The 15643-nt window shown below is 72.4% G+C and carries 14 protein-coding genes; 7 read left to right on the top strand and 7 right to left on the bottom strand.

What is annotated here, in order from left to right; translation table 11 throughout:
- Window positions 1-15 precede the first annotated feature (15 nt).
- Together AC1DP1_RS20170 and AC1DP1_RS20175 are read left to right on the top strand one after the other, a co-directional pair.
- Complete coding sequence (locus tag AC1DP1_RS20170; protein WP_477508353.1) at window positions 16-816, top strand: VOC family protein; 801 nt, start codon at window positions 16-18, stop codon at window positions 814-816.
- A gap of 46 nt (window positions 817-862) precedes the next feature.
- Window positions 863-1549 carry a DUF3060 domain-containing protein gene (locus tag AC1DP1_RS20175; RefSeq protein ID WP_477508354.1) on the top strand — a complete coding sequence of 229 codons (687 nt, stop codon included), beginning with the start codon at window positions 863-865 and terminating at the stop codon, window positions 1547-1549.
- Between the two features lie 196 nt (window positions 1550-1745).
- On the opposite strand, the gene AC1DP1_RS20180 is transcribed toward AC1DP1_RS20175, so the two are convergent.
- The 3 genes from AC1DP1_RS20180 to pyrR are packed head-to-tail and all read right to left on the bottom strand — an operon-like array spanning window position 1746 to window position 4515.
- Window positions 1746-3014: a dihydroorotase gene (locus AC1DP1_RS20180; RefSeq protein ID WP_477508355.1), complete on the bottom strand. Its 1269-nt coding sequence runs from the start codon at window positions 3012-3014 to the stop codon at window positions 1746-1748.
- Window positions 3014-3952 (bottom strand): aspartate carbamoyltransferase catalytic subunit, encoded by a 939-nt coding sequence (locus tag AC1DP1_RS20185; protein ID WP_477508356.1) that lies wholly within the window; start codon window positions 3950-3952, stop codon window positions 3014-3016. The genes AC1DP1_RS20180 and AC1DP1_RS20185 overlap by 1 nt, the downstream gene beginning before the upstream one ends.
- Complete coding sequence (gene pyrR, locus AC1DP1_RS20190; protein ID WP_457191319.1) at window positions 3949-4515, bottom strand: bifunctional pyr operon transcriptional regulator/uracil phosphoribosyltransferase PyrR; 567 nt, start codon at window positions 4513-4515, stop codon at window positions 3949-3951. The genes AC1DP1_RS20185 and pyrR overlap by 4 nt, the downstream gene beginning before the upstream one ends.
- 152 nt (window positions 4516-4667) lie before the next feature.
- On the opposite strand from pyrR, the gene AC1DP1_RS20195 reads away from it, so the two are divergent.
- Window positions 4668-5279 (top strand): class I SAM-dependent methyltransferase, encoded by a 612-nt coding sequence (locus AC1DP1_RS20195; protein WP_477508357.1) that lies wholly within the window; start codon window positions 4668-4670, stop codon window positions 5277-5279.
- Window positions 5280-5301: 22 nt separating this feature from the next.
- Here the strand turns inward: AC1DP1_RS20195 and AC1DP1_RS20200 are convergent, their stop codons facing one another.
- Window positions 5302-6597: an acetyl-CoA C-acetyltransferase gene (locus AC1DP1_RS20200; RefSeq protein WP_477508358.1), complete on the bottom strand. Its 1296-nt coding sequence runs from the start codon at window positions 6595-6597 to the stop codon at window positions 5302-5304.
- A 138-nt stretch (window positions 6598-6735) separates the two neighbouring features.
- On the opposite strand from AC1DP1_RS20200, the gene AC1DP1_RS20205 reads away from it, so the two are divergent.
- Both AC1DP1_RS20205 and AC1DP1_RS20210 read left to right on the top strand, forming a co-directional pair.
- Complete coding sequence (locus tag AC1DP1_RS20205) at window positions 6736-8070, top strand: 3-oxoacyl-ACP reductase (RefSeq protein WP_477508359.1); 1335 nt, start codon at window positions 6736-6738, stop codon at window positions 8068-8070.
- Window positions 8070-8951 (top strand): MaoC/PaaZ C-terminal domain-containing protein, encoded by an 882-nt coding sequence (locus AC1DP1_RS20210; RefSeq protein WP_477508360.1) that lies wholly within the window; start codon window positions 8070-8072, stop codon window positions 8949-8951. The genes AC1DP1_RS20205 and AC1DP1_RS20210 overlap by 1 nt, the downstream gene beginning before the upstream one ends.
- Window positions 8952-8976: 25 nt before the next feature.
- On the opposite strand, the gene AC1DP1_RS20215 is transcribed toward AC1DP1_RS20210, so the two are convergent.
- The 3 genes from AC1DP1_RS20215 to AC1DP1_RS20225 all read right to left on the bottom strand — a co-directional run bounded on the left by AC1DP1_RS20215 (window position 8977) and on the right by AC1DP1_RS20225 (window position 12163).
- Window positions 8977-10179, bottom strand: a complete 1203-nt coding sequence (locus AC1DP1_RS20215; RefSeq protein WP_477508361.1) for a M23 family metallopeptidase — start codon at window positions 10177-10179, stop codon at window positions 8977-8979.
- 170 nt (window positions 10180-10349) lie between these two features.
- Entirely contained in the window at window positions 10350-11216 is an 867-nt protein-coding gene (locus AC1DP1_RS20220) for an acyl-CoA thioesterase (RefSeq protein WP_477508362.1), read from the bottom strand.
- The gene (locus tag AC1DP1_RS20225; protein ID WP_477508363.1) at window positions 11216-12163 is read right to left on the bottom strand and encodes a PAC2 family protein; all 948 of its coding nucleotides are present in this window, start codon (window positions 12161-12163) and stop codon (window positions 11216-11218) included. The genes AC1DP1_RS20220 and AC1DP1_RS20225 overlap by 1 nt, the downstream gene beginning before the upstream one ends.
- A 119-nt stretch (window positions 12164-12282) precedes the next feature.
- On the opposite strand from AC1DP1_RS20225, the gene AC1DP1_RS20230 reads away from it, so the two are divergent.
- Together AC1DP1_RS20230 and AC1DP1_RS20235 are read left to right on the top strand one after the other, a co-directional pair.
- The gene (locus AC1DP1_RS20230; RefSeq protein ID WP_477508364.1) at window positions 12283-13509 is read left to right on the top strand and encodes a thiolase family protein; all 1227 of its coding nucleotides are present in this window, start codon (window positions 12283-12285) and stop codon (window positions 13507-13509) included.
- On the top strand, window positions 13506-15584 hold the full coding sequence (locus tag AC1DP1_RS20235; RefSeq protein ID WP_477508365.1) for a 3-hydroxyacyl-CoA dehydrogenase NAD-binding domain-containing protein: 2079 nt from the start codon (window positions 13506-13508) through the stop codon (window positions 15582-15584). Before AC1DP1_RS20230 ends, AC1DP1_RS20235 begins: the two co-directional genes overlap by 4 nt.
- The last annotated feature ends 59 nt before the right edge of the window (window positions 15585-15643 follow it).

Below are 15643 nucleotides of genomic sequence, written 5' to 3' on the forward strand. Positions count from 1 at the left end.
TGTGAGGATCCCGGGATGAGCAGCACCCCACGACCTTCTTCTCCTCCGCTCCGCTCCCCCGGACAAGGCCGCGGGGACCCCGGGACGAGCGCCAGACCCGAGTGGATCCAGGTCTTCCTCGACGCGCCCGCGGACGCCTACGAGGAGGCCGTCGCATTCTGGTCGGCCGTGACCAGCTGGCCGCCGTCCGCGCGGCGCGGCGAGGAGGGCCAGTTCCTGACGCTGCTGCCACCGGCGGGATCGGCGTACGTCAAGCTGCAGGCCGTGGACGGCCCGGCCGGTGTGCACCTCGACCTCGACTCGACCGATCGCCCGGCGACCGTCGCGCGGGCCGGCGACCTCGGTGCCACGGCAGCCTGGCGCTACCACGACGTCGAGGTGGTGCGCTCCCCCGGCGGCCTGGTCTTCTGCCACACGCTGCTCGACGGGGAGCCGACCCTGGTCCGCGACGGGACGACGGTCCTCGACCAGGTGTGCCTCGACGTCCCGGCCGTCCACTGGGAGTCCGAGGTGGCGTTCTGGTCCGAGCTGACGGGCCGCGAGCCGCAGGTCGGGAGCCTCCCCCACTTCGTCCGGCTGGTCGAGGACGGGCGGGTGCGGCTCCTCCTCCAGCGCCTCGACGAGCCCGACGGCCCGGTCCGCGCGCACCCCGACCTCGCCACGGCGCACCGCGAGACCGACGCCCAGGAGCACGTGCGCCTGGGCGCGGAGGTCGTCTCGGTGAACGCGTTCTGGACCGTGCTCACCGCGCCGGGCGGCCAGGTCTACTGCCTGACCGACCGCGACCCGGCCACCGGGCGCGTCGCCGGCATGTGACAGAACCCACGGCCCACGCTGGCTCCGCCGTGCGTACTGTCGGTATGTGAATTCCCACCACCGCGTCCTGCCCGTCCTCGCGCTCACCGCCGGCCTCGTCTCCGCGCTCACCTTCGGGCTCACCTTCGGGCTCACCGCCGCCGCGACGGGCGCAGCCCCCGCGCGGGCCGTCGGGCCCGTCCTGCCGGTCCAGTGCGAGGTCGGCGCCGAGACGGTGCTGGCCTGGGACGACGTGGCCTACGACCTGCGCGGCACCTGCGGCGTCGTCCGGGTGAGCGCCGACCACGCGACCGTCACGATGCCGGCAGCCACCCGGCTCGTCCTCGAGGGCACGGGCAACGCGGTGACCGCGAAGCCGCTCCTCGACGTCGAGGTGACCGGTGCGGGCAACAGCCTCGCCACCCCGTCCGTGCGGTCGCTGGTCGTCAGCGGCGCCGGCACGACGGTGACCGTCGCGGGCCTCGTGGAGCTGGCGGAGCTGTCCAGCACCTCGTCGACCCTGACCGCCGACGTCGTCAACCTGGCCCGCCTGCGCGGCGCCGACGCCGTGACCGCCCGCAAGGCCTACCGCACGCGGATCACGGGCTCGGACAACGTCGTCGGGCTGCGACGTGCCGACAAGCTCGTGCTCACCGGCGACCGCAACGCCGTCACGGTCACGCGCGGTCGTACGACGCTCCGTGACCGCGGCGACGCCAACGTCCTCGACCTCCGCCCTCGGCGCCGCCGCTGAGCCTGGGCTCCGAGGGTGGCGGCACATCGCAGGTGCGCGACCCCCGACCACGTCATCCGCCGCCACCCACACCCGCAATGGCCCCTGAGTCTGTGGGCGACTCACCGGCCAGGGGACGCGACCCCGACCCCCGACACGCCCGGGATGCACGTTGAGTCCCTGAGCGACTCACCGGCCAGGGCGGACGTACGCCGGGTCAGGCCAGCGCGCCGTCGCGAACGGTCACCCGCCCGCCGTACACGGTGTGCACGACCCGAGAGGTGAGGCTGCGCCCGTGCCAGGGGTTGTTGCGCGAGAGCGACGCGGAGGCGTCGCGGTCGACGGTGACGGCGGTGTCGGGATCGACGAGCACGACGTGGGCCGGCGAGCCGGGCTCGAGCAGCCGCCCCTGGTCGGTCAGTCCCGCGATCCGCGCCGGAGCCGTCGACATCACCCGGGCGACGTCGGTCCAGGACAGGTCGGGCAGCGCCGTGCGGACCACGCCGAGCGCGGTCTCGATCCCGAGCATCCCGAAGGCCGCGTCGACGAACGCGTGCTCCTTGTCGTGGCGAGCGTGCGGCGCGTGGTCGGTCGCGACGGCGTCGATCGTGCCGTCGGTGAGCGCCTCGCGGAGCGCGTCGACGTCCTCCTGCGGGCGCAGCGGCGGGTTGACCTTGTAGGTCGGGTCGTAGCCGGTGAGCAGGTCGGTCGTGAGCAGCAGGTGGTGCGGGGTGACCTCGGCGGTGACCGCGATGCCCTGCGCCTTCGCCCACCGCAGCACCTCGACCGAGCCGGCGGTGGACACGTGGGCCACGTGGACCCGCGAGCCGGTGTGCCGGGCGAGCATCACGTCGCGGGCGACGATCACCTCCTCGGCGATCCCCGGCCAGCCGGGCAGCCCCAGCCGGCCGGACAGCTCGCCCTCGTGGCAGCAGGCGGCCGGACCGGCGAGCGTCGGGTCCTGCGAGTGCTGCGAGACGACGCCGCCGAACGCCTTGACGTACTCCAGCGCTCGGCGCATCACCCGCGCGTCGTGGACGCACTTCCCGTCGTCGGAGAAGACCTTCACGGCCGCGCGCGACCGGTGCATCAGCCCGAGCTCGGCCAGCTCCTCGCCGGCCAGGCCGCGCGTCACTGCGCCGACCGGCTGCACGTGCACCAGCCCCGCCTCGCGGCCGAGCTCCCAGACGCGGGTGGCGGCCTCGGCGGTGTCGGTGACGGGCGAGGTGTTCGCCATCGCCAGCACCGCGGTGTAGCCGCCGAGCGCGGCGGCCTGCGAGCCGGTGAGGATGGTCTCGGCGTCCTCACGGCCGGGCTCGCGCAGGTGGGTGTGCAGGTCGACGAACCCGGGCAGGGCGACCAGGCCGTCGGCGTCGATGGTCTCCGCGCCGGACGGCGCCTCGTCGACGAGGACGCCCGCGTCGTCGACGTACAGGTCCCGGGTCTGCTCGCCGAGCAGCGAGGCTCCCTTGATCACCAGCGACATCAGGCAATTCCTCCCCGGGTGTCCCCGGCCAGCAGGTGGTAGAGCACGGCCATCCGAATCGCCAGGCCGCCGGAGACCTGCTCCAGCACGACCGACTGCGCCGCGTCGGCGGCGTCGGCGGCGATCTCGAGGCCGCGATTCATCGGTCCCGGGTGGCAGATCGGGACCTCCGGCTTGAGCAGGGCCAACCGGTTGCGGGTCAGGCCGTAGCCGACCGTGTACTCCCGCGCGCTCGGGAAGAACGCCCCGGACATCCGCTCGCGCTGGACGCGCAGCATCATCACCGCGTCGGCCTCCGGCAGGACCGCGTCGATGTCGTACGACGTCTCGAAGCCGGCCGCGGCCGACCAGGCGTCTATCCCGCTGGGCATCAGGGTCGGCGGCGCGACGACGGTCACGCGAGCGCCGAGGCGGGTCAGGCACTRCACGTTGGACCGGAAGACCCGGCTGTGGGTCAGGTCGCCGATGATCGCGACGTGGCGGCCCTCGAGCGAGCCGAGGTGGCGCTGGAGGGTGTAGGCGTCGAGGAGCGCCTGGGTCGGGTGCTCGTGCATCCCGTCGCCGGCGTTGACCACCGCGGCGTCGACCCACTGGCTGACCTGGACGGCGGCCCCGCTGGCGGGGTGGCGGATGACGAGACCGTCGACGCCCATCGCGCAGACGGTCAGCACGGTGTCGCGCAGGCTCTCGCCCTTGGACGTGCTCGACCCCTTGGCGCTGACGTTGATGACGTCGGCGGAGAGCCACTTCCCGGCGATCTCGAACGACGACCGCGTGCGGGTGGAGTCCTCGAAGAACATGTTGACGACCGTGCGGCCCCGCAGCGCCGGCAGCTTCTTGACCTCGCGGCGCTGCACGTCGTGCATGTCGGCCGCGGTCTCGAAGAGCTGGAGGATCTCGTCGGTGGAGAGGTCGTCGATGGAGAGCAGGTGCTTCACGAGATGGTCACCTCGTCGGTGCCGTCGACCTCGGCCAGGCGCACGCTGACGCGTTCGGCCAGGGCGCTGGGCAGGTTCTTGCCGACGTGGTCGGCGCGGATGGGCAGCTCGCGGTGCCCGCGGTCGACGAGCACGGCGAGGCGTACGGCGCCGGGCCGGCCGAGGTCGGCGAGGGCGTCGAGCGCGGCGCGGATGGTGCGGCCGGAGAAGAGGACGTCGTCGACGAGGACGACGACCTTCCCGTCGATCCCGCCGGGCGGCAGCGCCGTCTTGTGGGCGCGCCGGGTCGGCTGCGAGCGCAGGTCGTCGCGGTACATCGTCACGTCGAGCTCGCCGACGGCGACCGGAGCGCCCTCGACGGCCGCGATCTTCTCCGCGACGCGCTTCGCGAGCGGCACGCCGCGGGTGTGCAGGCCGAGCAGCACCAGGTCGGCAGCGCCCTTGTTGCGCTCGAGCAGCTCGTGCGAGATGCGGGTCAGCGCCCGGGAGATGTCACGGGCGTCGAGGACGGTGCGCTCCGTCCTCCCACTGATGTCAGGGACGGTGTCGTCGGGGGCAGGCATCTGCGCTCCGGACCTCCTTCTCCGCCTCACGGGACGGCTCGTTAAAGGATGTCGATCGCTGGTGACCCTAGCAGCCGGGCGGGTCCGGCGCCGGGACGGGAGTACGCTCGAAAGGAGCGGCACTTTCCGCTCACGCAGGTCAGGAACTCCACATGAGCATCGGCTACGCCACCGCATATCGCGCCGGGATCATCCCGTGGGAGAAGGCGAGCCGCCAGGACCGGCCCACCCTCGAGCACCTCCTCGCCCGTGAGGAGGCCTTGCGGCCCGACCGGGTCCGTCGGGCCATCGACCTCGGCTGTGGCCGCGGCGCCAACACCAAGCTCCTCCTCGATCGCGGCTGGGACGCCATGGGGGTCGACAACGTGCGTCAGGCCATCGATACCGCCGTGCGCCGCAACGGCCTCGACGACGCGCGCTTCGTCATCGGCGACGTGCGTCACCTGGTCCACTCCGGGGTCGGCAGCCGGTTCGACCTCTTCCTGGACATCGGCTGCTTCCAGAGCCTCGACGACGCAGGTCGCACCCTCGTGGCGGGCGGCGTCACCGAGCTCGCCGCGCCGGACGCCACCGTCCTGATGCGCACGGGCGGCCCGCGGGCCTTTCCCGTGCGCCCGAAGCAGGCCGTGCGTCACGACATCGAGCGGGCCTACCGAGGCTGGACCGTGACCGCTGTGTCGGGCATCGGATCGACCGATGCGACCTCACCCACCCGAGCGTCGAACTCCAGGAGCGGTGAGTGGTTCCGGCTCACCCGCACCTGATCCGACGGGGCCGACCGCGACCTCAGCGCTCCAGGATGGCGACGACGCCCTGCCCGCCGGCTGCGCAGATCGAGATCAGCGCCCGGCCCCCCGTACCGGTGGACTCAGCCTTCTGCGCGAGCAGCTTGGCCGCGACGGGGATGATCCGCCCGCCGGTCGCAGCGAAGGGGTGTGCGGCCGCGAGCGACGAGCCGTTGACGTTGAGCTTGTCGCGGTCGATCGAGCCGAGCGGTGCCGCGAGGCCGAGCCGCTCCTTGCAGAACACCGGGTCCTCCCACGCCGCGAGCGTGGACAGCACCTGCGAGGCGAACGCCTCGTGGATCTCGTAGTAGTCGAAGTCCTGGAGCGTGAGCCCGTTGCGCTCCAGCATCCGCGGGACGGCGTACGCCGGCGCCATCAGCAGGCCCTCGTGGCCGTTGACGTAGTCGACCGCTGCGGTCTCCGCGTCGACGAGGTGGGCGAGCACCGGCAGCCCCCGCTCCTGCGCCCACTCGTCGCTGGACAGCAGCACCGCCGAGGCGCCATCGGACAGCGGGGTGCTGTTGCCCGCGGTCATCGTCGCGGCTGCGCCCTTGCCGAAGACCGGCTTGAGGGTGGCGAGCTTCTCGACCGTGGAGTCCGGGCGCAGGTTGTTGTCGCGCTCGACGCCGCGGAACGCGGTGACGAGGTCGTCGTGGAAGCCCTCCTCGTAGGAGCGCGCGAGGTTGTGGTGGGAGCGGGCGGCCAGCTCGTCCTGCGCCTCGCGGGTGATGCGCCACTCCAGCGCCGTGAGCGCGGCGTGCTCGCCCATCGAGAGCTTCGTGCGGGGCTCGCCGTTCTGAGGGATGTCGAGGCCGATGTCGCCGGGACGGATCGCGCCGAGCGCCTTGAGCCGGCTCGCGGTGTCCTTGGCCGAGTTGACCTTCATCAGCTTGCGGCGCAGCTTGTCGCTGATCGCGACGGGCGCGTCGGAGGTGGTGTCGGTGCCGCCGGCGACGCCCGCGTCGATGACGCCGAGCGCGATCTTGTTGGCCACCTGGATCGCCGCCTGCAGCCCCGTGCCGCAGGCCTGCTGGATGTCCGTGGCGGGAGTCTCGGGCGCGAGCCGGGAGCCGAGCACGCACTCGCGGGTGAGGTTGAAGTCGCGCGAGTGCTTGAGCACCGCCCCGGCCACGACCTCGCCGAGCCGCTCGCCGCGCAGCTCGAACCGGTCGACGAGGCCGTCGATGGCGGCGGTCAGCATCTCCTGGTTGGAGACGCCGGCGTAGACGGTGTTGGACCGGGCGAACGGGATGCGGTTGCCGCCGACGACGGCGACCGGGCGGGTGGTGGGCTGCATGTTCCTATCCTTGCCGGAGAGTCGCCCCSGGCCAACGACCTGAGGGGCACGTCACGAAAAGTGGACTCGGAGTTACAACACGCGTTACACATCGACACCACCGTCCCGTCCCACCAGCGAAGAGGGAACACCGCGACCATGAGCGACCGCTACCAGGGCTTCGTGTCCACCCCGATCGGCAAGCTGCTCGTCAAGAACCTCGGGCTGCCCGACCCCACCCGGCTCGAGCGCTGGTCCGACGGCTCGCCGCTCGTGGACGGGCTCGTCGTGCTCGGCGGCGAAGGACGCCTGGCGGAGACCCTCCCGACCACCCTCGACGGGCTGGGCATCGCGTCCGCCACCACGCTCGAGGAGGGCACGCGCGCCAAGGCCCTGGTCTTCGACGCCACCGGCATCACCGACACCGCCGGTCTCGTCGCCCTGCAGGAGTACTTCACCCCGCTCATGCGCCGCCTCGAGTCCTGCCCGCGCGTGGTCGTGATCGGCACGCCGCCCGAGCAGCGCACCGGGTCCGAGCGGATCGCCCAGCGCGCGCTCGAGGGCTTCACCCGCTCGCTCGGCAAGGAGATCGGCCGCGGCGGCACCGTCCAGCTCGTGTACGTCGCTCCTGCCGCCGACGGGGCGATCGCCTCGACGCTCGCCTTCCTCCTGTCCCCCAAGTCGGCCTACGTCTCGGGCCAGGTCGTCCGCATCGGTGCCCACGGCTCCGTGACCACCGACGAGGTGACCGACTGGACCCGCCCCCTGGCCGGCAAGGTCGCGCTCGTGACCGGCGCGAGCCGCGGCATCGGCGAGGAGATCGCCCGGGTCCTGCACCGCGACGGCGCGACGGTCGTCGGGGTCGACGTGCCGCAGGCCGCCAGCGAGCTGCAGACCCTCATGGGGGAGCTCGACGGCGACCACCTCGTCCTCGACATCACCGCCAAGGACGCCCCGCAGCGCATCGCCCACCACCTGCGCGAGCACCACGGCGGCGTCGACGTGGTGGTCCACAACGCCGGCATCACCCGCGACAAGAAGCTCGCCAACATGGCCGAGGACCGCTGGAGCAGCGTCGTCGCCGTCAACCTCACCGCACCCGAGCTGATCACCCGCGAGCTGCTCGACCAGGGCGTCGTCAACGCCGGCGGCCGCATCGTGGGCGTCGCCTCGATCGCGGGCATCGCCGGCAACGTCGGCCAGACCAACTACGCGACCTCCAAGGCCGGGGTCATCGGCCTCGTCGACAGCCTGCGCGACGAGCTCCCCGACGGGATCACCGTCAACGCCGTCGCGCCCGGCTTCATCATCACGCAGATGACCGCGGCCGTCCCGTTCGCGACCCGTGAGGTCGGCCAGCGCCTCAACGCCATGTCGCAGGGCGGCCTGCCGGTCGACGTCGCCGAGACCATCGCGTGGTTCGCGAGCGCCGGCTCGGGCGCGGTCAACGGCAACGTCGTGCGCGTCTGCGGCCAGATGATGCTGGGCGCCTGATGACGGCACCGAAGACCCTCACCGGCGAGCCTGGCGGGCTGACCACGCTCGTCCGCGCGGCGCTGCCGGCGGTGCCGGGCGTCAATCGGCTGCCGGGGATCCGCAAGGGGTCCGCGCGCGACTTCACCGGCCTCGCCTACTCCCGCGAGGCGGTCGTCGTCGAGCGTGCCCGCGTGGACGCCTACGCCGCCGCCTGCGGCTTCCCCCGCCGCGACGTCGTACCCGTGACCTTCCCGCACCTGCTGGCGTTCCCGCTCCACATGGCGATCATGAGCGACGCGGACTTCCCCTACGCCGCGATCGGGATGGTCCACGTCGAGAACGCGATCACGGCGCACCGCGCCATCGGCGTCGGCGAGGCGCTCGACGTCACCACCTCGGTCGCCAGGCCGCGCCCGCACGCCAGGGGCGTCCTGCTGGACTTCACCACCACCGTGTCGGGTGGCGGCGAGACCGCGTGGGAGTCGACCTCGACCTACCTGCGGCGCGGGCGGTCCGTCGACGGCGACGCGAAGCCGGGCCTCGAGCTGCCGGACCCGCCGACCGGTGGCGTCGAGTGGCGACTGCCCGCCGACCTCGGGCGCACGTACGCCGCCGTGTCGGGCGACGCGAACCCGATCCACCTCCACCCGCTGACCGCGAGGGCGCTGGGGTTCCCGCGCCAGATCGCCCACGGCATGTGGACCCTGGCGCGCTCGGTCGCCGCGATCGAGAACCGGCTGCCCGAAGCCGTCACCGTCGAGGTGGCATTCAAGAAGCCGGTGCTCCTGCCGAGCACGGTGCGCTACGCCGCCCACCAGGACGGCGCGGGCTGGACCTTCGCGATGACCAACCCGAGGGACGGCTCGCCGCACCTGCTCGGTCGGACGACACCGGCCTGAGGCCGACGCTCCTCCGCCGCGCGCGTCAGCGGCGGGGGTTGCCGAACCGGATCGTCCTCAGCACGCCGCGGGCCGAGGTGGGCGCGCGGCCGAGGCCCTGGGTGAACGTCGCCGTCCCCGGCGACCAGACCCCGAGGTCGGTCACCCCGTCACCGTTCCAGTCGCCGGTCACCGACAGGTCGCCCGCCGCGCCGAACTGGACGACCTCGAGCACGGAGAGCCCCGAGGCGTTGACGCTGCGCAGCGTGAAGGTGGCCGTCGCCTGGTCGAAGACACCCAGGTCGGTCGTGCCGTTGCCGTCCCAGTCGCCGGTGACGGGCAGGTCGTCGGCGTCGCCGAGCCAGACCGGGGTCGAGGTCCCGTCCGCCATCCGCGGGTGGAACGTGCCCTCGGAGGGCCGGCGCACGCCGATCTCGGTGGTGCCGTTGCCGTCCCAGTCGCCGCTGACCGGCATGTCCGAGGGCAGCCCCCACCTGATCTTCACGATGCCGGTCGGGGTCTTGAGCTTGAACCGGCTCACCTTCGGCGTGCGCACCCCGACGTCGAGCTGCCCGTCTCCGTTCCAGTCGCCGAGCAGCGGCTCGTCGTACGCCTTGCCGAACCGCACCGTCGCGCCCGAGTTGAAGACGAACGACGACTTCTTCGCGCGGCGGAAGACGGCGACCTCGGACACCCGGCCGCCGGTGTAGTCCCCGGCGAGCGGCACGTCGACGCAGTTGAGCGACGTCTGGGCGCCGTCGCGGTAGGCGGCGCCGTTCAGCACGGCCGGGACCACGCTGCGGCCCACCTTCTCCTCGAAGTGCAGGTGCGAGCCCGAGGAGTTGCCGCTGTCACCGAGCGTGCCGACCATCGCGCCCTGGTCGACGCGCTGGCCGAGGGCGACCACGACGCTGGCGAGGTGCGCGTAGAGCGAGGTCTCCCCGTTGCCGTGGTCGACCACCACCCAGCGGCCGTAGCCACCCCTGGGCGTGGCCTGCGCCGTCGTCACGACCCCGGCGGCGGCCGCCACGACCGGGGCACCGAGGTCCGGGTTGCGGTTCCAGTCGATGGCGTAGCGGCTGGGGCTGTGGCCGACCCGGGTGGCACCGCTCCACGTCTCGCCACACGGGAAGGGCATCTGGTACGCCGTGACCGGCGAGCGACGCGCGGCAGCCGGGGCCAGCGGGGCGAGCAGCGACAGCACCGCGGCGGCTGCCACGAGCGCGGTCGTTCGGGGGGTCGGACCCATGGGTGAGCGTCCTCGACACGGCGGAGGGATGGGACGGCGCCACCGGTCCGTGCCGTTGTCCCACCAGTTGCATGGGTTCACCGCAGTCCCAGACGCCACACGAGCGCTCACAGGTTATGGGCGCGCGACACGCCCGTCAGGGAAATGCGGGAAACTACATGGATGTAATGCTATGTGCGGTCGTCGCGCAGCCGGATCAGGCCCTCCTGGGCCACCGTCGCGACGAGCTCGCCCGACTGTGAGAACACCCGGGCCAGCGCCAGGCCGCGAGCGCCACCGGCGAACGGCGAGAACTGGTCGTAGAGCCACCACTCGTCGGCGCGGAACGGCCGGTGGAACCAGATCGTGTGGTCGAGCGACGCGGGCTGGAGCCGCGGCGAGGCGATGTGGATGCCGTGCGGCACCAGGGCGGCGCCCAGCAGCGTGAGGTCGCTGGCGTAGGTGAACGCCGCCTGCTGGACCGTCGGATCGGCGGCGAGCTCACCGTCGACCTTGATCCAGAGCCGGGCCCGGGCCGGCTGGTCGGGATCCTCGGGGAGCCCCTGGCCGGTGATCCCCACGTAGCGGATGTCGAGCGCCGACCACTCCCGCTCCCATTGCTCGGCGGCCTCGGGGCCGCGCGATCGCGCGAGCTCCACCAGCGGCATCCCCTGCTCGGGGCTGGGCACGTCCGGCATCCGGTCCTGGTGCTCGAGGCCCGGCTCGGGGATCTGGAAGTTGGCGGTCATGTAGTAGATCGGCCGGCCGTGCTGGCGCGCCGATACCCGCCGGGTCACGAACGAGCGCCCGTCGCGGATCCGCTCGACGTCGTAGACGATCGGCACGGTCGTGTCACCGGGGCGCAGGAAGTAGGAGTGCAGCGAGTGCAGCACGTACTGGCTCTCGACGCTGCGGGTGGCGGCGACGACCGCCTGCGCAGCCACCTGTCCGCCGAAGACCCGCTGGCGCTCGGTGCGCGCCTGCGCACCGCGGTAGAGGTCGACCTCGAGGCGCTCGAGGTCGAGCAGGGTCGCCAGCTCGTCGGCGCTGCCCGCCATCAGCGGCCGTCCCAGCCGCCGGCGTCGTCGCCGTTGTCCTTGGACTGGTCGTCGAGGTCGGCCAGGAACGCCTCGAAGTCGCGGCCGATCTCCTCGCCGGTGGGCAGGGTGCCGTCGCTGGCCAGCAGCGAGCTGCCGGCGGCCTCGGCCTCGCGGAAGGAGTCGTACTGCTGCTCGAGCCCGCGGACGACGTCGCCGACCTCGTCGTGGGTCGAGAGGTAGCGGTCGACCTCGGCCTCGGTGATCTCGGCCGCCTCGCGGAGCTCTCCGAGGTCGATGGTGAGGTGACCGCCGATCTCGAGGTGCTCGAGCAGCACCAGCGCGGCCTGGGGGTACTCCATCTGCGCCAGGTAGTGCGGGATGTGGGCGACGAAGCCCAGGGCGTCGATGCCCCACTCCCCCAGCCGGATCTCCAGCAGCGCCTGAGCACTCGCCGGGACGCGCAGCTCGCCCTGCCACGGGCTCTCGCCGGGGACGAGGTCGGGGCGGTTGGCGTGGGGCGTGATGGCGATCGGCCGGGTGTGCGGCACGGCCATCGGCACGGCGCCCATGCTCACGACACGACTGACGTCGAAGCGCTCGACGACCTCGCGGACCGCGCGGGCGAAGGCCTCCCACCGGATGTCGGGCTCGGGGCCGGCGAGCAGCAGGAACGGCGTACCGCCGGTGTCGCGCAGCGCGCGGACGACCAGCCGGGGCGCCTCGTAGTCGGCGTAGTGGTCGCGGACGAAGGTCACCGGGGGCCGGCGGGCGCGGTAGTCGTGGAGCGCGTCGACGTCGAAGGTGGCCACCACCTTGCCCTCCGCCATGTCGGACAGGTGCCGAGCAGCCAGCTCCGCGGACTTGCCCGCGTCGAGGAAGCCGGTGAGGACGACGACGAGGGTGAGGTCACCGGCATCGGCGAGCACCTCGGCGTCGTCGACGATGTGCACGAGTCGGTCGGCCATGGCTAGAGCCTAGTGAGTCGCCGTCCGTGACCCGACACACACCCGCCCCGGTGGGCAGGCGTTGTTACTCAGGGGTAACGTGAGCGCACCCTGTCCCCCTCATAGCCTGGGAGTAGCCAGTGTCCCGACCACAGCGTGAGGTCGTCTTCGTCGACGGCGTACGCACCCCGTTCGGCAAGGCCAAGGGCCAGTACGCCGAGACGCGCGCCGACGACCTCGTCATCAAGAGCATCCGTGAGCTGCTCCGGCGCAACCCGTCCCTGCCGCCCGAGCGGGTGGACGAGGTGGCCATTGCCGCCACCACCCAGATCGGCGACCAGGGCCTCACCATCGGTCGCACCGCCGCGCTGCTCGCGGGCCTCCCGCAGAGCGTCCCCGGCTACTCCATCGACCGCATGTGCGCCGGCGCGATGACGGCCGTGACCAACACCGCCTCGGGCATCGCGTTCGGCGCCTACGACGTCGCCATCGCCGGCGGCGTCGAGCACATGGGCCGCCACCCGATGGGCGAGGGCGTCGACCCCAACCCGCGCATCCTGTCCGAGCGCATCGTCAACCCCGACGCGCTCGTCATGGGCAAGACCGCGGAGAACCTCCACGACCGCTACCCCACGATCACCAAGCAGCGCGTCGACGAGTACGCCGTCCGCAGCCAGCAGAAGACGAAGGCCGCCTACGACGCCGGGAAGATCCAGCCCGACCTGGTGCCGGTCGCGACCCGCTCGGCCGACGCCGGCTGGGGGCTGGCCACGACCGACGAGCCGATGCGCCCCGAGACGACGATGGAGTCCCTCGCGAGCCTCAAGACCCCCTTCCGCTCGCACGGCAACGTCACCGCCGGCAACGCCGCGGGCATCAACGACGGCGCCACCGCCGCGCTGCTGGCCGACGAGGAGACCGCGCGCGAGCTCGGCCTCCCCGTGAAGATGCGCCTGGTCACCTACGCCTTCGTGGGCGTCGAGCCCGAGGTGATGGGCGCCGGCCCGATCCCGGCGACCGAGAAGGCGCTGCGGCTCGCCGGCCTCACGATCGACGACATCGAGGCCTTCGAGGTCAACGAGGCGTTCGCCGTGCAGGTGCTCGCCTTCCTCGAGCACTACGGCATCGCCGACGACGACGGGCGGGTGAACCCCTACGGCGGCGCGATCGCGATGGGGCACCCGCTGGCCTCGTCCGGCGTACGCCTGATGAACCAGCTGGCGCGCCAGTTCGAGGAGCGTCCCGAGGTCCGCTACGGCCTCACCACCATGTGCATCGGCATCGGCATGGGCGGCACGGTGATCTGGGAGAACCCCCACTGGACCGGTGCGGCCGCGACCCCCGACTCGATGGGAGAGTCCAAGTGAACGACGTCAGCATCTTCGAGCGCGCGCAGGCGATCGTGTCCGACGCCGAGCGCGTCACGCAGGCCCACCTGCGGACCGTGACCCTGCCGGGCGCGTCCATCGGCCTGATCACCCTCGACAACGGCGAGGACCACACCAGGCCCAACACGTTCGGACCGGCCTCGCTGCTCGCGCTCAACACCGCGATCGACGCGGCGCTGGCCGACGACACGATCGACGCGATCGCGGTCACGGGCAAGCCGTTCATCCTGGCTGCCGGCGCCGACCTCAACGCGATCCAGGGCGGCGGCCCCGACGCCGTGCGCACGGTCGCCGAGCTCGGGCACGCGGTCTTCCGCAAGCTACAGCACGGCGGCAAGCCGTCGTTCGGCCTCGTCAACGGCCTCGCCCTCGGCGGCGGCCTCGAGGTGGCGCTGCACTGCACCTACCGCACCGTGATGGACTCCGCGCCGGCCCTCGGCCTGCCCGAGGTCATGCTCGGCCTGGTCCCCGGCTGGGGCGGCGCGTGGCTGGTGCCCAACCTCGTCGGTGCCGACAAGGCCGTGACGCTGATCGTCGAGAACCCGCTCAACCAGGGCAGGACGCTGGGCGGGCAGGCGGCGTACGACTTCGGGCTGGCCGACGCGGTCTTCAACGGTGCCGACTTCCTCGAGCAGTCCCTGCTCTGGGCGGCCTCCGTGCTCCGCGGCGAGATCGTCGTCGAGCGCGCCGAGGTCGACCGGGGCGAGGTGTGGGACGCGGCGATCGAGCGCGCCCGCGGCATCGTCGCGGCCAAGACCGGCGGCGGCTCCCCCGCCGCGGCCAAGGCGGTCGAGCTCATCGCGGCAGCGCGTGACACCGACCGCGACACCGGCTTCGCGGCCGAGGACGACGCCCTCGAGGCGATGTCGCAGACCGCCGAGCTGCTGGCCTCGCTCTACTCGTTCGACCTCGTGCAGAAGCGGGCCAAGCGGCCGGCGGGAGCGCCCGACAGGTCGCTCGCCCGCCCGGTGACCAAGGTGGGCGTCGTGGGTGCCGGCCTGATGGCGAGCCAGCTCGCGCTGCTCTTCGTACGGCGCCTCGAGGTGCCCGTCGTGCTGACCGACCTCGACCAGGAGCGCGCCGACAAGGGCGTGGCCTACGTCCACGCCGAGATCGACAAGCTGCTCGCCAAGGGCCGGATCAACCAGGACAAGGCCAACCGCCACAAGGCGCTGGTCTCCGGCGAGACCGACAAGCAGGTCGCCTTCGGCGACGCCGACTTCGTGATCGAGGCCGTCTTCGAGGAGATGTCGGTCAAGAAGACGGTCTTCGCAGAMGTCGAGAAGGTCGTGAGCGCCGAGTGCGTGCTGGCGACCAACACCTCGTCGCTGTCGATCACCGAGATGGCCGCCGACCTCGAGCACCCCGAGCGGGTCGTGGGCTTCCACTTCTTCAACCCCGTCGCGGTCATGCCGCTGCTGGAGATCGTGAAGGGCGAGGCCACCGACGACGCCACGCTGGCCACGGCATTCGCCACCGGCAAGGCGCTGAAGAAGACGACGATCCTGGTCAAGGACAGCCCGTCGTTCATCGTCAACCGGCTGCTCGGCCGGTTCATGAGCGAGGTCGGCCGGATCGTCGACGAGGGCACCTCCGTCGGCGTCGCCGACAGCGCCTTCGCCGGCATCGCGCCGATGCCGCCTCACCAGCTGCTCGGTCTGGTGGGGCCGGCGATCGCGCTGCACAACGTGGAGACGCTGAAGGGTGCGTTCCCCGACCGCTTCTACGTCTCCCCCGCCCTCGAAAGGGTCGTCGCGGCCAGGAAGGGCGCCTACTACGGCACCGACGGTCGCCTCGACCCCGAGGTGGAGGAGCTGCTCGAGAAGCCGTCGTCCCCCGTCGTGCTCACCGCCGAGGAGGTGCGGGAGCAGACGTTGTCCGGCCTGGCCGAGGAGGCGCGCCTGATGCTCGACGAGGGCGTCGTCGCCGCCCCGCAGGACATCGACCTGGCGATGATCACCGGGGCCGGGTTCTCGTTCTGGAACGGCGGGCTGACCTTCATGCTCGACGTCGCGGGCATCTCGGAGAAGGCGACCGGCAAGCGCTTCCACTGACCCCTCCAGTCGGCGCGTCCTGACGCCCCAGCCCGTCGAGTCGGCGCATCCTGCGGGAG

The organism is Nocardioides sp. P4_G10, assembly GCF_056401175.1.

What these genes read in the sequence shown, in the direction of transcription:
- AC1DP1_RS20170 (WP_477508353.1), top strand. Translation starts at nt 16, where the DNA reads ATGAGCAGCACCCCACGACCTTCTTCTCCTCCGCTCCGCTCCCCCGGA.
- AC1DP1_RS20180 (WP_477508355.1), bottom strand. Translation starts at nt 3,014, where the DNA reads ATGTCGCTGGTGATCAAGGGAGCCTCGCTGCTCGGCGAGCAGACCCGG.
- pyrR (WP_457191319.1), bottom strand. Translation starts at nt 4,515, where the DNA reads ATGCCTGCCCCCGACGACACCGTCCCTGACATCAGTGGGAGGACGGAG.
- AC1DP1_RS20195 (WP_477508357.1), top strand. Translation starts at nt 4,668, where the DNA reads ATGAGCATCGGCTACGCCACCGCATATCGCGCCGGGATCATCCCGTGG.
- AC1DP1_RS20200 (WP_477508358.1), bottom strand. Translation starts at nt 6,597, where the DNA reads ATGCAGCCCACCACCCGCCCGGTCGCCGTCGTCGGCGGCAACCGCATC.
- AC1DP1_RS20205 (WP_477508359.1), top strand. Translation starts at nt 6,736, where the DNA reads ATGAGCGACCGCTACCAGGGCTTCGTGTCCACCCCGATCGGCAAGCTG.
- AC1DP1_RS20210 (WP_477508360.1), top strand. Translation starts at nt 8,070, where the DNA reads ATGACGGCACCGAAGACCCTCACCGGCGAGCCTGGCGGGCTGACCACG.
- AC1DP1_RS20215 (WP_477508361.1), bottom strand. Translation starts at nt 10,179, where the DNA reads ATGGGTCCGACCCCCCGAACGACCGCGCTCGTGGCAGCCGCCGCGGTG.
- AC1DP1_RS20220 (WP_477508362.1), bottom strand. Translation starts at nt 11,216, where the DNA reads ATGGCGGGCAGCGCCGACGAGCTGGCGACCCTGCTCGACCTCGAGCGC.
- AC1DP1_RS20225 (WP_477508363.1), bottom strand. Translation starts at nt 12,163, where the DNA reads ATGGCCGACCGACTCGTGCACATCGTCGACGACGCCGAGGTGCTCGCC.